Here is a 13,152-nt window from a genome sequence, read left to right as displayed (position 1 = left end):
TGCCCGCCTATATGTTGAAACACCGCGGGTTCCCCGGGCGTCTGCCCGGCACCGATTTCCAATTCACAATTCGCCGCCCGAACCCGAAAGGGGTCACGCCCATCACCCGGCGTGAGCGTCGCCCCGACCGCCGCGCTCCGGACCGCCGTGCCGATACCGCCTTTGTCAAAGCCCTCTGGGAGGCCTTTGGAGAGCATCCTTTCGAGCGTGGCAATCTGGATGCGGGCCGTCTGTCTTGGCTTTTTGGCCGTGAGGTTCTGCCCGCGACCGATCCTTTCGATCCTGCCGATTACGAAGCTATGCTGGTGCTCAACGTGCCTGCAGCCCGCGCCGCATTCCCCGAAGCTTTCGAGGATTGATCGGCATGATGTCGCCGCGCCCGTTCATAGATCAGCATGGCTTTGCCGAAGTTCCCTCCGGGGCTGGCGCAGGCTTGGCACCGCTGGCGGCGTGGGCCAAGCTTGCATTGGCTGGCGGCACATCATTTGTCCTTCGTGCTGCTGGACATGAAGACCATACCCCTTCCCCTATCGGGCAGTCGCGCGCTGGTGCGGGGCTGCCCGACTTTTCGAAAGGGTGGTTTTCGCGCCACAGGGCAGCAGACCGAAAAACCGACCGGGAACTTGTCAAACGGCAGGGCGTTGGTCGGATAGTAGATAGCAGTGAAGGAACAGGCACATGTCCATTCGTAACATCATTCTCGCGCTTGGCGCGACAGCCGGTCTGGCCGCATGCGGTGACAACATCGGCGAGCAGGGTCTGGGCGGCGCAGCCGTCGGCGCAGGTGCGGCAGCCGTCACAGGCGGGTCGCTGGCGCAGGGCGCAGCCATTGGCGCTGCAGCCAACGTCGGTTATTGCCAGCTCAATCCCGGCAAATGTAACTGATCCAGCTACAATAGCCGCTTTGCCCGCCATCCGCGCGGGCAGGGCGGCCTCCCCTTTCATCTTTACCCCTACAGGCACCCGCGCAGCTCCGGCTGACGCGGCATTTTGCGTGGCCTGTCACCGTCAAAGGAACTGCTGATGTTTGACAAGATCCTCATTGCCAACCGGGGCGAAATCGCCTGCCGGGTGATCAAGACTGCCAAGAAGATGGGCCTGACCACCGTGGCGATCTATTCCGATGCGGACGCGCAGGCGCTGCATGTGGAAATGGCGGATGAGGCCATTCACATCGGCCCGCCCCCGGCGAACCAATCCTATATCGTCATCGACAAGGTGATGGAGGCGATCAAGCAATCGGGCGCGCAGGCGGTGCATCCGGGCTATGGTTTCTTGAGCGAAAACAGCAAATTCGCCGAGGCGCTGGAGGCCGCTGGCGTGGCCTTCGTCGGCCCGCCGAAAGGGGCCATCGAGAAGATGGGCGACAAGATCACCTCCAAGAAGATCGCCAAAGAGGCCGGGGTTTCCACCGTGCCGGGCTACATGGGGCTGATCGAAGACGCCGAGGAAGCGGTGAAGATCTCCAATGAGATCGGCTACCCGGTGATGCTCAAAGCCTCCGCCGGCGGTGGTGGCAAGGGCATGCGGATCGCTTGGAACGACGAGGAAGCGCGCGAGGGTTTCCAATCGTCCAAGAACGAGGCCGCGAATTCCTTCGGCGATGACCGTATCTTCATTGAGAAATTCGTGACGCAGCCGCGCCATATCGAGATTCAGGTGCTCTGTGACGCGCACGGCAATGGCATCTATCTGGGTGAGCGCGAATGCTCGATCCAGCGCCGCAACCAGAAGGTGGTCGAAGAGGCGCCGAGCCCCTTCCTTGACGAAGAGACCCGCCGGGCCATGGGCGAACAGGCCGTCGCATTGGCGCAGGCCGTGGGCTACACCAGCGCGGGCACCGTGGAATTCATCGTCGACGGCGACAAGAACTTCTACTTCCTCGAGATGAACACCCGCCTTCAGGTGGAACACCCGGTGACGGAGTTGATCACCGGCGTCGATCTGGTGGAGCAGATGATCCGCGTGGCCAATGGCGAGAAGCTGTCGATCACCCAAGACGACGTGACCCTGACCGGCTGGGCCATCGAAAACCGTCTTTACGCCGAGGACCCCTACCGCGGCTTCCTGCCCTCCATCGGCCGCCTGACCCGCTACCGCCCGCCGCAGGAGGTGGCTGCGGGGCCGCTTCTGGAGCAGGGCACATGGCAGGGCGACGCGCCCGCCGGTGACATGGCCGTGCGCAACGACACCGGCGTCTACGAGGGCGGCGAGATTTCGATGTATTACGACCCGATGATCGCCAAGCTCTGCACATGGGCGCCGACGCGCGCCGAGGCGATCGAGAAGATGCGCGTGGCGCTCGACAGTTTCGAGGTCGAGGGCATCGGACACAACCTGCCGTTCCTCAGCGCCGTGATGGATCACCCCAAGTTCGTCTCGGGCGAGATGACGACCGCCTTCATCGCCGAGGAATATCCCGATGGATTCGAAGGTGTGACCCTGCCGGAGAGCGAGCTGCGCCGCATCGCCGCCGCCTGTGCCGCCATGCACCGCGTCGGCGAAATCCGCCGCGCCCGCGTCTCGGGCCGGATGGACAACCACGAGCGCAAAGTCGGCAGCGACTGGAACGTGAAGCTTCAGGGTGAGAACTTTGATGTTGTCACCAAGGCCGATCCCGAAGGGGCGACGGTGGCTTTCTCCGACGGCAGCGAAATGCGGGTCAGCGGTGACTGGACCCCGGGCGACCAACTGGCCGAGATGACCGTCGATGGCGCGCCTTTGGTGCTGAAGGTCGGCAAAATCTCAGGCGGCTTCCGCATCCGCACCCGCGGTGCGGATCTGAAGGTCCATGTCCGCACGCCGCGGCAGGCGGAACTGGCGGCCCTGATGCCCGAGAAACTGCCGCCTGACACGTCGAAAATGCTGCTCTGCCCGATGCCGGGTCTGGTGGTGAAGCTCGACGTAGAAGTGGGCGACGAGGTTCAGGAGGGCCAAGCGCTCTGCACCATCGAGGCGATGAAGATGGAAAACATCCTGCGCGCTGAGAAGAAGGGCGTCGTCAGCAAGGTCAACGCCGGTGCGGGCGACAGCCTTGCGGTGGACGATGTGATCATGGAGTTCGAATAGGGTGCGACGCGCGGGCGATCAGGGCGGGCAGGGCGCGGGGCATCAGCGGATGATGTCGCGCTCCTTCGCCTCTCTGATCTCTCGCTGCCTCAGCGGCATCTTGTCGATACTGCGGGTGATCTCGCGCACGTCCCAAGGGAAGGGTTTGCGTAGCTCGATCTGGCCTTCCTTGTCGACCAGCACCAGCATGAAACCACGCGGGCGCATCCGCAGCCGCAGCGGGCTCCGCGCGGCGGGGTCGGTATCGGTCAGCACGACGACATCGCGCAGGCGCAACTCATCCTCACGCTCGCGGAGGTATTCCATCTGCGCGACGAAGGCGGGGTCGTTCTCGGAATTGGCAAAGACCAGCACGGGCCGTTTGGTCCATTGGAAGGTGCTGAGATCAGCCATATCGGCAGGCAGGAACAACGGATCCTCCACCGGGGCATCGGCCCCTTGGGCCATGGCCGCCGTGGTCATCAATCCTGCAAAAACTAGTGAGATCAAACGTTTCATCAAGGCTCCTGTCCCCTCAAATATAGGGGGCCTGTGCCAGTTTGCGAAGGGCAAAGCGCCGCAGGGGGGATTTATCCCCCTATGGGCGCGGCCTTTGACAATTCAGCCGCCACAGTTGCGCAGGCCGATGCCTGCCGCCGGGCGCTAAGGGAGAAGGACAAGCATATGACATCCGACCAAAAGGACGCGAAGGCGCGTTGGCAGGAACTGGCTACCGGCGAATTGCGTGGGCGCAGCCTTGACGATCTGACCTGGAAGACGCTGGAGGGGATCGACGTCCAGCCGCTCTACACCGCCGAGGACGTGGACGGGCTGGAGCATCTCGGCAGCATCCCCGGTGAGGCGCCGTTTACGCGCGGCGTGAAAGCCACGATGTATGCGGGCCGCCCTTGGACGATCCGGCAATATGCGGGTTTCTCTACGGCGGAGGAATCCAACGCCTTCTACCGACGCGCCTTGGCGGCAGGCCAGCAGGGTGTCTCCGTCGCCTTCGACCTCGCCACCCACCGCGGCTATGACAGTGACCATCCCCGCGTGGAGGGCGACGTTGGCAAGGCGGGCGTGGCCATCGACAGCGTCGAGGACATGAAGATCCTCTTCGATGGCATCCCGCTCGATCAGGTGTCGGTCTCCATGACCATGAACGGCGCGGTGATCCCGATCCTCGCCAATTTTATCGTCGCGGGCGAAGAGCAGGGGCATGGCCGGGCCAAGCTCTCGGGCACGATCCAGAATGATATCCTCAAGGAATTCATGGTGCGCAACACCTATGTCTATCCGCCGGAACCGTCGATGCGGATCATCGGGGATATCATTGAATATACCTCGGACCACATGCCGAAGTTCAACTCGATCTCGATCTCAGGCTACCACATGCAGGAGGCGGGGGCGAACCTCGTGCAGGAACTGGCCTTCACCATCGCCGATGGGCGCGAATATGTGCGCACGGCGATTGCGGCAGGGATGGACGTCGACCGCTTCGCGCCGCGTCTGTCGTTCTTCTTCGCCATCGGCATGAACTTCTTCATGGAGGCCGCCAAGCTGCGCGCCGCACGTCTGCTCTGGTCGCGGGTGATGGAGGAGTTCGAGCCGAAGAACCCCAAGTCCTCGATGCTGCGCACCCATTGCCAGACCTCCGGCGTGAGCTTGGCCGAGCAGGATCCCTACAACAACGTGGTGCGCACGGCTTACGAGGCGCTTTCGGCGGTCTTGGGCGGCACGCAATCGCTGCACACCAACTCGCTGGATGAGGCCATCGGCCTGCCGACCGACCATTCCGCGCGCATTGCCCGCAACACCCAGCTGATCCTGCAGGAAGAGACCGGCATCACCAATGTCGTCGACCCGCTGGCGGGCAGCTACTACGTCGAGAAACTGACCGCCGATCTGGCCGAGGCGGCGTGGAAGCTGATCGAGGAGGTCGAGGAGATGGGCGGCATGACCAAGGCCGTGGCCTCGGGCATGCCTAAGCTCAGGATCGAGGAAGCGGCAGCCCAGCGTCAGGCGGGCATCGACCGCGGCACCGAGGTGATCGTGGGCGTCAACAAGTACCGCCGCGACAAGGAAGAGCCGATCGACATTCTCGACGTCGACAACGTCAAGGTGCGCGCAGGACAGGTGGCGCGTCTGGAGCGCATCCGCGCCGAGCGCGACGAAGAGGCATGCACCGCGGCCTTGGCGGAACTGACACGGCGGGCGGCCGAGGGCGGCAACCTGCTCGACGCCGCGGTCGAGGCCGCGCGCGCACGCGCCACAGTGGGAGAAATCAGCATGGCGATGGAAAAGGAATTCGGACGGCACCGGGCCGAGGTCAAGACGCTCTCGGGCGTTTATGGCGCGGCCTACGAGGGCGACGCGGGCTTTGCTGACATTCAGAAATCGGTCGATGAGTTCGCGGAGGCCGAAGGCCGTCGCCCGCGTATGTTGGTGGTCAAGATGGGTCAGGACGGCCACGACCGCGGTGCCAAGGTGATCGCCACTGCCTTTGCCGACATCGGCTTTGACGTGGACGTGGGCCCGCTGTTCCAGACGCCCGCGGAGGCCGCGCAGGACGCCGTGGACAACGACGTGCATGTCATCGGCATCTCCAGCCAAGCGGCGGGGCACAAGACTTTGGCACCGCAGCTTATTCAGGCGCTGAAGGATGCGGGGGCGGAGGATATCCTCGTGATCTGCGGCGGGGTGATCCCGCAGCAGGACTACAAGTTCCTGCAAGACGCGGGCGTGAAGGCGATCTTTGGTCCCGGCACCAATATCCCGACCGCCGCGCAGGACATCCTGAAGCTGATCCGCGAGACGCGGAAGTGATGCAAGGGGAAGGAGGCGCCGCCCTGAAGGGCGGCGTGATCCGCCCCGCCGTGGCGCAGGATGCCGCCGCGGTGGCGGCGCTGTGGAACGGCATGATCCGCGACAGCCTGTCGACCTTCACCACCGACGAAAAGACACCGGAGGAGATCGCAGCGCTGATCGCCGCCCGCGCCAGTGCCTTTTGGGTGGCCGAAGGGGAGGGCGCGGTGCTGGGCTTTGTCACCTATGGCAGCTTTCGCGGCGGGCCGGGCTATGCGGCGACGGTGGAGCATAGCATCGTCCTGTCCGAGGCGGCGCAGGGGCGGGGGCTGGGCCGCGACCTGATGACACAGGCCATAGAGGCGGCAGCGGCGCAGGGCTGCCACACCATGGTCGCCGCGATCAGCAGCGCTAATCCCGGTGCTGTGACGTTCCATGAAAGACTGGGCTTTGCGCAGGTCGGGCGAATGCCCGAGGTGGGGCGCAAACATGGGCAATGGCTTGATCTCATCTTGATGCAAAAAACGCTGACTGCATCCTGACTTCCCCGATGCCAGCGGTTAAGCTGGGGGCCGAATACCAAAGGGTCAGCCCATGTCGATCTGGACGCGCATCTCCGAAGCTCTGTCAGCCCTCACCGCGGGCGAGGGGCTGTCGGCTGTCTTTGACCGGCTGCGCAGCCCGCCCGAACGCTCGGTCGCCTTTACCATCGCGGTGATCGCGCTTGGCGCCAAGATGGCCAAGGCCGATGGGCTGGTGACCCGCGATGAGGTGACCGCCTTTCGCGAAGTGTTCCAGATCGCCGAAGCGGATCAGGAAGGGGCGGCGCGGGTCTTTAACCTTGCCCGCCAAGACGTGACCGGTTTCGAGGATTACGCCCGCCGCATCGCGCGGATGTTCAGCGACCAGCCCCAGACCCTGCATGACCTGATGGAGGGGCTGTTTCACATCGCGATGGCCGATGGCATCTACCACCCCAACGAAAACGCCTTTCTTGAGGATGTGGCCGCGATTTTCGGCATGGATGAAGAGGCTTTCGCCTCGCTGAAAGCGCGTTTCGTGCCCGATAGCTCGCCCCTGCCGCGCACGGTTCTGGGCATCGGCCCCAATGCGACGTTGGAAGAGGCCCGCCGCGCCTGGCGGCGGCTGGTGCGCGAAAACCATCCCGACGCGCTGGTGGCGCGGGGCTTGCCGCAAGAGGCGATCAAGATGGCCGAGAAACGCATGATCGATATCAACCGCGCATGGGAAACGCTCTCGGGCAAACACGCTTGATGCGCATCGCGACCTACAATGTTGAGTGGTTCGCGAGCCTTTTTGACGATGACAACCGGCTTTACGACGATGACGCTTGGGCCGGGCGGCACGGGGTGACCCGTACCCAGCAGACGGCGGCTTTGGGCCAAGTGTTCAGCGCGCTGGATGCCGATGCGGTCATGGTGATCGAAGCGCCGAACCACGGGCGGCGGCAATCCACCGTGGCGGCGCTTGAGCATTTTGCCGCGCGGTTTTCCCTGCGCACGCGGGCCGCCGTCATGGGGTTTTCCAACGACACCGAGCAAGAGATCGCGCTGCTCTATGACCCCGACAAGCTCAGCGCCCGCCATGTGCCGCAGGGTGCCGCGCATGCCCCGCGCTTTGACCAGACGCTGCGGATCGACCTTGACGTGGATGCGACGGAAGACGCGGTGGTCTTTTCCAAACCGCCCTTGGAGTTGGAGGTCACCACGAAGGCCGGTTTCGCCTTTCAGATGATCGGCGCGCATCTCAAATCCAAAGCGCCCCATGGGGCCAAGTCAGAGGCCGATGTGCTGCGCATCGCCATCGCCAATCGGCGCAAGCAACTGGCGCAGGCGATCTGGCTGAGGCGGCGGATCGACATGCATTTGGCGGGGGAGCGGCCCGTGATGGTCTTGGGCGATCTAAACGACGGGCCGGGGCTGGATGAATTCGAAAGCCTCTTCGGGCGGTCCTCGGTCGAGATCGTGCTGGGGCAGGGGGCGCCGGCGCTGTTCGACCCCCATGCCAAACAGGCGCTCAGCCGCCGTTTGGGGGCCGCGCCAACGAGCGCGCGTTTCTGGATCGCGCCGGAGGAACGCTATCTTCAGGCGCTGCTGGACTACATCATGGTCAGCCCGAAGATCGCGGCCCGCGCGGACCGCTGGCGGATTTGGCACCCGATGGATGACCCGGCCTGCTGGCAAAATATCGCCCTGCGCGACGCGCTGCTGGCGGCTTCGGATCACTTCCCCGTCACGCTGGATGTCGATCTTTAGGCGGGGGGCTGCCAGCGGCGTGGCCCAAGACTGGACATGCGCGCGGCGCCGCCTACCTCAATCGCATGAGACGTTTTATGCCCCTTATCGCCCTTTGTGCGCTGCTGCCCCTTGGCGTCCATGCGCAGGAGGAGTCCGAAGAACGCGGCCTCGGCCTGATGGAGCGCGGCGCGCAGATGTTCATGGACGGGATCATGGATGAGATGGGCCCGGTGATGGAGGGGTTTGAAGGGTTCAGCGAAGCCATGCGCCCCGCGCTGCGTGACTTCGCGCGGGAGATGGGGCCGAAGCTTACGGAGCTTTTGGACGAGGTCGAGGATTGGAGCGCCTATCAAGCGCCCGAGATGCAGCCCAACGGCGATATCATCATCCGCCGCAAGCCCGATCACCCAATGGTGCCGCCTGAGACCCCGACCGAACCCGCGCCGCAGATCGAGCTTTAACGCGCGGCGCGTTTGCCGGTCCGAACATGCACCTCTGCCTCAAGCGATTTGGCGAGTGAGCTCAGCCGCGCCTCTGCGACCTCGCCGAAAAGCGGCACCATGTCGGGGGTGAGCCAGAGTTCCAATTGCTTCTTCTTGGGGAACCAGCGCAGTTCGCCGCGCTGTTCGCCCTTGTCCATCCAGAGCATCGCGCCAAAGCGCATGGCTTTGCCAAGGATTTCGGCCTCCAACCGGGTCTTCTCGTCGACCATCTCATAGAGGTCTTCAAAACGGGTGTTCTCACGCTTGTTGGAGTAGCGGTGCAGCAAGGCCAGCCCGAGGTAGATGCGTTCGGCGTGTTTCAGGCCACCGAGGTTGGCGCGGGTGGCGTTGTCGAAACAGGTCTCGGCGCGGTAGTCGGGATGCGCACGCCAACTCACGTCATGGAGCAGGCAGGCTGCTTTGACCAACCGTCTGCGCGCATGGGGGGCAGAGCGGTAGAGCGGCAGGATGAAGTTATAAAGCACCTTGCCGAAACCGGGCATCCGCGCGTCTTTGGCCTCGGCGAAATAGCAGGCTTCGATCAGCGGATCACGGTCGCGCAGGCGCTGCGGCATCTGTTCGTAAAGCATACCTTCGCGGATGCCGTAGCTGGAAATCGCGATGTCCTTGGGGCGGAAGGTCTTGACCAGACGGCTCAGCACCTCGGCGGCATAGGGGACCAGCGACATCCGGCTTGAGGATACGCCGCAGGCGTTGCGCAGCTCTTCCAGATTGGAGGTTTGGATGAATTTTACGGTCTCGCGAACCGAGGTCACGGTCATGCGGTATTCGTGTAGCACATGCAGCGGATAGCCCCGGCGGTACATGTCGATCCGCGCGATCGCCCGCCACGAGCCGCCCACGAGGAACAGCCGGTCACGCTGGCTGCCCATCTTTTCCTGAAGCCCGGTGATGACCTCTTTGATATGCGCGTGCCGCCCCTTGGCCCCGCCCTTGAGGTCGCGCAGCTTAAGCGGGCCAAGCTGCGAGGTGACCCGCCGTCCGACGCGCCCGCCCGATATTTCGGCAAGCTCCATCGAAGAGCCGCCGATGTCACAGACAAGGCCGTAAGCGCCGGGCCAGCCCAAAAGCACCCCTTGCGCCGAGAGCCGCGCCTCTTCCTCGCCGTCGATCACCCAGATGCGCAACCCGGTCTCGCGCAGCACATCGGCGCAAAATGCGCGCCCGTCACTGGCATCGCGCACCGCCGCCGTGGCGACGACGGTAAGCTCCGACAGGCCCATGCCGTCGGCCAATTTGCTGAACCGCCGCAGGGCTGAGAGCGCGCGGGCGCGCCCTTCGGGGGATAGATGCCCGGTCTCGGCCATGCCCGCGCCCAAGGCGCACATGATCTTTTCGTTGTAAAAATAGGCCGGAGAGCGCGCCGCGCCGTCAAAGACCACCAGCCGGACGGAGTTCGACCCCACATCCACCACGCCGACGCGCGCCAGCGCCCGCGCGCCCGGATCCTGAAACAAGGGTTTTCCGAAAAGGCCCAGTTCCGCCACACCCGTCTCAGGGACGGGGGCGGCTCGGGAAGGGTCGGTCTGGTCTGCCATCAATGCTCCTGCGGGCCATCCGTTTCACTGGATAATTGGCGCAGGGGGGCGGTGAGGTCAATTGCCAAAGGGGCGCTTGCCGGTCAATCCTCGGTATGGGTTAGCTTGGGCACATCCGACGCCCCGGCGCTGCCCCGACCGGAAAGCGAGGGGTTTTCCATGAAAAAGCGGTGGCAGCTGAAGGCGAAAGTGCCTTCGGGGATCGCCGGGCGGGTGAATTTACCATCCGGCCCCATGACCCAGCTTTGCGCCACGTCAGCCAGATTGGCCGCCATGATTTGGCTGGTGATCTGCGCCTTGACGGTGGGGTTCTCGATCTCGACCAATGTCTCGACCCGGCGGTTCAAGTTGCGGCCCATCCAATCGGCAGAAGACATGAAGACCCGTGCCTTTTTATGCGGCAGCCCGTGGCCATTGCCGAAACAGACGATGCGGCTGTGTTCCAAAAAGCGCCCGATGATGGATTTGACGCGGATGTTGTCCGACAGCCCCTTCACCCCGGGGCGCAGCCCGCAGATACCACGAATGACGAGGCTGATTTCCACCCCGGCTTGGCTCGCGTCATACAGCGCGTCGATCACCTCGGCGTCAATGAGCGCGTTCATCTTGGCCCAGATCACGGCGGGGCGTCCGGCGCGGGCGTGTTCGGCCTCGGCCCGGATCATCTCAAGCAGGCGCGGCTTGAGCGTCGTGGGGGAGATGGCGAGGTTTTCCAACTGCTCTGGCGGGGCGTAGCCCGACAGAAAGTTGAACACTTTCGTCGCATCGCGCCCAAGGCTCGAGTCGCAGGTAAAGAGCGACAGGTCCGTATAGATCCGCGCGGTGATCGGGTGATAGTTGCCGGTACCGTAGTGGGTATAGGTCACCAGTTGATCACCCTCGCGCCGCACCACGGTCGAGATCTTGGCGTGGGTCTTGAGGTCGAGAAAACCGTAGACCACATGCGCGCCCGCCCGCTCCAACCGGCGCGATTGGCGGATGTTGGCGGCCTCATCAAAGCGGGCCTTCAGCTCGACCAGCGCAGTGACCGATTTGCCATCCTCTGCCGCTTCGCAAAGCGCGCTGACGATGGGGCTGTCGCGCGAGGTGCGGTAGAGCGTCTGCTTGATCGCAACCACATCCGGATCCCGCGCCGCTTGGGCAAGGAAACGCACCACCATGTCGAAGGTCTCGTAAGGGTGGTGCAGCAGCATGTCTTTCTGCCGGATCGCCGCGAACATATCGCCGTCATGGTCGCTGACTCGCTCAGGCACGCGCGGGGTGAACTGCGGCCAGAGCAGGTCTGGCCGCGCATCGGTCACCAATTTTGACAGGTCGGCGATCCCCAGCATGCCGTCGATCTCGATCACGTCTTGGGGGCGCACGCAAAGCTCGCGCATGACGACGGATTTCAGCTTTTCCGGCGCGCCTGCGGAATGGGTCAGGCGCACGACCTCGCCCCGGCGGCGGCGTTTCAACGCGACTTCGAATTCCCGCACGAGGTCTTCGGCCTCGTCCTCTACCTCAAGATCGCTGTCGCGCAGCACACGGAATTCGAAATGCGCCTTAAGTTTGTAGCCCGGAAAGAGGTTGGGAATATTGATGATCAGCAGATCTTCAAGTGGCAGATAGCGCAGGCTGCCATCGGGGGCGGGCAGGGGCACGAAACGGTCGATCTGCGCCGGGATCGGCAGCAGCGCCTGTAGCGGGCGTTTATCGCGGGTGCGCTCTAGTTGCAGCGCCAGCGCATAGCCGGTGTTCGGGATGAAGGGGAAGGGGTGCGCCGGGTCGATGGCCAGCGGCGACAGGACGGCAAAGACTTGGTTGAGGAACACCCCTTCTAGATGTTTGTAATCGGCCTCGGTCAGGTCGGCGGTGCGTTCCAGCATGATGTTCTGCGCGTCCATCTCGGCCATGAGGTCGACCAGCACCCGTTGCTGGGACATCATCAGATTGCGCGCGTCCTCGTTAATCAACACCAGTTGCTCGCCGGGGCTCAGCCCATCGGCAGCGGCGGTGGTGTTGCCCGCCTGCGCAAGCTCGCGCAGGCCCGCCACGCGCACGGTATAGAACTCATCCAGATTGGTGGCCGAAATCGACAGGAAGCGCAGCCGCTCCAACAGCGGCACGCGCGGGTTCTCGGCCTCTTCCAGCACGCGCCAGTTGAAGTCGAGCCAGCTCAACTCACGGTTAAAGAACCGGCCCGGTCCGGTGGTGTCGAGATCGGGCAGATCGGTGGCGGGCGGAAAGGGCGCTTGCAGGAAATCGGCTTGGGTCATGCGGGCCTCATGACATTGGAATGTAACGGGTTTGCGAAGGCTTGCGTTAATTATTCTAGTATCACGCGCGCGGCGGGGCGATGTCCAGCACCTGCGCGGCCAGTGCGCGGGTCAGGGGGCGCTTCTGCGCGAGGCTGGCGGCATCCAGCCGGTCGACCAGCGCGATGGCGGCGGCAAAGGAACGATCCATCCGGGTCATCAGGTAATTGATCAGTTCAGGCTTGGGCGTCAACTGCCGGTCGGCCAGCAGTTTGACCAGCAGGGCCGAGAGCAGCGCATCGTCGGGCGCCTCCATCTCGACCATCGTGGCGCCGCGCATCCGGCTGACCAGATCGGGCAGCGTAAGGCCCCAATGCGCCACCGGCCCGGTGCCGGTGAGCAGCAGCGCCTGACCTTCGGCCAGCACGAGGTTGTGCAGATGAAAGAGCGCCGTTTGCGCCGCCGCGTCTCCGGCGATCAGATGCACATCCTCCACCGCCACGGGGCCACGGGCGAGGGCGGGAATGTCAGCCTCCAGCAGGTTCGCCGCACTGATGATCCGCGCGCCCGAAAGGTCCGCCCAAACATGCGTCAGATGGGTCTTGCCCGAGCCTTGCGGCCCGGTCAGCGCCAGCTTGCCGCCCGCCCAACCGCGCCAGCCGTCGATCATCGCCATGGCCATGGCGTTGGAGGGGGCGACAAAGAAAGCGTCGCGGCCCAGAGCCGTTCGGCTGGGCAGGTTCAACCCGAGTTGGTGGGCCAT

General features: G+C 64.0%; 12 protein-coding genes. 8 read left to right on the top strand and 4 right to left on the bottom strand.

Features of this window, described 5'->3' with window-relative positions; translation table 11 throughout:
* Positions 1 to 11 precede the first annotated feature (11 nt).
* The 3 genes from ACGYLI_RS01635 to ACGYLI_RS01625 all read left to right on the top strand — a co-directional run bounded on the left by ACGYLI_RS01635 (position 12) and on the right by ACGYLI_RS01625 (position 3,069).
* Positions 12 to 359 carry a hypothetical protein gene (locus tag ACGYLI_RS01635; protein ID WP_394417125.1) on the top strand — a complete coding sequence of 116 codons (348 nt, stop codon included), beginning with the start codon at positions 12 to 14 and terminating at the stop codon, positions 357 to 359.
* Between the two features lie 319 nt (positions 360 to 678).
* Entirely contained in the window at positions 679 to 885 is a 207-nt protein-coding gene (locus tag ACGYLI_RS01630; RefSeq protein ID WP_067261646.1) for a hypothetical protein, read from the top strand.
* A gap of 138 nt (positions 886 to 1,023) precedes the next feature.
* Positions 1,024 to 3,069 (top strand): acetyl-CoA carboxylase biotin carboxylase subunit, encoded by a 2,046-nt coding sequence (locus tag ACGYLI_RS01625; RefSeq protein WP_394416603.1) that lies wholly within the window; start codon positions 1,024 to 1,026, stop codon positions 3,067 to 3,069.
* 42 nt (positions 3,070 to 3,111) lie between these two features.
* Here ACGYLI_RS01625 and ACGYLI_RS01620 read toward each other — a convergent pair whose 3' ends face one another.
* The gene (locus ACGYLI_RS01620) at positions 3,112 to 3,567 is read right to left on the bottom strand and encodes a DUF4174 domain-containing protein (RefSeq protein WP_394416601.1); all 456 of its coding nucleotides are present in this window, start codon (positions 3,565 to 3,567) and stop codon (positions 3,112 to 3,114) included.
* Between the two features lie 165 nt (positions 3,568 to 3,732).
* On the opposite strand from ACGYLI_RS01620, the gene scpA reads away from it, so the two are divergent.
* From scpA to ACGYLI_RS01595, 5 genes are all read left to right on the top strand, one after another.
* Positions 3,733 to 5,874, top strand: a complete 2,142-nt coding sequence (scpA, locus tag ACGYLI_RS01615; protein WP_394416599.1) for a methylmalonyl-CoA mutase — start codon at positions 3,733 to 3,735, stop codon at positions 5,872 to 5,874.
* Positions 5,874 to 6,395, top strand: a complete 522-nt coding sequence (locus tag ACGYLI_RS01610) for a GNAT family N-acetyltransferase (RefSeq protein ID WP_394416597.1) — start codon at positions 5,874 to 5,876, stop codon at positions 6,393 to 6,395. The genes scpA and ACGYLI_RS01610 overlap by 1 nt, the downstream gene beginning before the upstream one ends.
* Positions 6,396 to 6,447: 52 nt before the next feature.
* A complete protein-coding gene (locus tag ACGYLI_RS01605; protein ID WP_067261634.1) occupies positions 6,448 to 7,128 on the top strand; it encodes a molecular chaperone DjiA in 681 nt (226 codons plus the stop codon).
* A complete protein-coding gene (locus tag ACGYLI_RS01600; RefSeq protein WP_394417123.1) occupies positions 7,128 to 8,129 on the top strand; it encodes an endonuclease/exonuclease/phosphatase family protein in 1,002 nt (333 codons plus the stop codon). The genes ACGYLI_RS01605 and ACGYLI_RS01600 overlap by 1 nt, the downstream gene beginning before the upstream one ends.
* A 77-nt stretch (positions 8,130 to 8,206) precedes the next feature.
* Positions 8,207 to 8,572: a hypothetical protein gene (locus ACGYLI_RS01595; RefSeq protein ID WP_394416595.1), complete on the top strand. Its 366-nt coding sequence runs from the start codon at positions 8,207 to 8,209 to the stop codon at positions 8,570 to 8,572.
* On the opposite strand, the gene ACGYLI_RS01590 is transcribed toward ACGYLI_RS01595, so the two are convergent.
* The 3 genes from ACGYLI_RS01590 to ACGYLI_RS01580 form a co-directional block, all read right to left on the bottom strand.
* Entirely contained in the window at positions 8,569 to 10,152 is a 1,584-nt protein-coding gene (locus ACGYLI_RS01590) for a Ppx/GppA family phosphatase (RefSeq protein ID WP_394416593.1), read from the bottom strand. The two genes, ACGYLI_RS01595 and ACGYLI_RS01590, sit on opposite strands and share 4 nt — an antisense overlap.
* Before the next feature lie 83 nt (positions 10,153 to 10,235).
* Positions 10,236 to 12,410, bottom strand: coding sequence for an RNA degradosome polyphosphate kinase (locus ACGYLI_RS01585; RefSeq protein ID WP_394416591.1), 2,175 nt, complete (start codon positions 12,408 to 12,410; stop codon positions 10,236 to 10,238).
* 61 nt (positions 12,411 to 12,471) lie between these two features.
* Positions 12,472 to 13,152 carry a DnaA ATPase domain-containing protein gene (locus ACGYLI_RS01580; RefSeq protein ID WP_067265468.1) on the bottom strand — a complete coding sequence of 227 codons (681 nt, stop codon included), beginning with the start codon at positions 13,150 to 13,152 and terminating at the stop codon, positions 12,472 to 12,474.

The organism is Sulfitobacter sp. 1A13421 (assembly GCF_043557285.1).
GTDB lineage: Bacteria > Pseudomonadota > Alphaproteobacteria > Rhodobacterales > Rhodobacteraceae > Sulfitobacter > Sulfitobacter faviae.
This window is presented reverse-complemented; position numbering and strand designations above follow the sequence as displayed.

What these genes read in the sequence shown, in the direction of transcription:
- ACGYLI_RS01605 (WP_067261634.1), top strand. Translation starts at nt 6,448, where the DNA reads ATGTCGATCTGGACGCGCATCTCCGAAGCTCTGTCAGCCCTCACCGCG.
- ACGYLI_RS01635 (WP_394417125.1), top strand. Translation starts at nt 12, where the DNA reads ATGTTGAAACACCGCGGGTTCCCCGGGCGTCTGCCCGGCACCGATTTC.
- ACGYLI_RS01600 (WP_394417123.1), top strand. Translation starts at nt 7,128, where the DNA reads ATGCGCATCGCGACCTACAATGTTGAGTGGTTCGCGAGCCTTTTTGAC.
- ACGYLI_RS01625 (WP_394416603.1), top strand. Translation starts at nt 1,024, where the DNA reads ATGTTTGACAAGATCCTCATTGCCAACCGGGGCGAAATCGCCTGCCGG.
- ACGYLI_RS01620 (WP_394416601.1), bottom strand. Translation starts at nt 3,567, where the DNA reads ATGAAACGTTTGATCTCACTAGTTTTTGCAGGATTGATGACCACGGCG.
- scpA (WP_394416599.1), top strand. Translation starts at nt 3,733, where the DNA reads ATGACATCCGACCAAAAGGACGCGAAGGCGCGTTGGCAGGAACTGGCT.
- ACGYLI_RS01580 (WP_067265468.1), bottom strand. Translation starts at nt 13,152, where the DNA reads ATGGCCCACCAACTCGGGTTGAACCTGCCCAGCCGAACGGCTCTGGGC.
- ACGYLI_RS01630 (WP_067261646.1), top strand. Translation starts at nt 679, where the DNA reads ATGTCCATTCGTAACATCATTCTCGCGCTTGGCGCGACAGCCGGTCTG.
- ACGYLI_RS01590 (WP_394416593.1), bottom strand. Translation starts at nt 10,152, where the DNA reads ATGGCAGACCAGACCGACCCTTCCCGAGCCGCCCCCGTCCCTGAGACG.
- ACGYLI_RS01595 (WP_394416595.1), top strand. Translation starts at nt 8,207, where the DNA reads ATGCCCCTTATCGCCCTTTGTGCGCTGCTGCCCCTTGGCGTCCATGCG.
- ACGYLI_RS01585 (WP_394416591.1), bottom strand. Translation starts at nt 12,410, where the DNA reads ATGACCCAAGCCGATTTCCTGCAAGCGCCCTTTCCGCCCGCCACCGAT.
- ACGYLI_RS01610 (WP_394416597.1), top strand. Translation starts at nt 5,874, where the DNA reads ATGCAAGGGGAAGGAGGCGCCGCCCTGAAGGGCGGCGTGATCCGCCCC.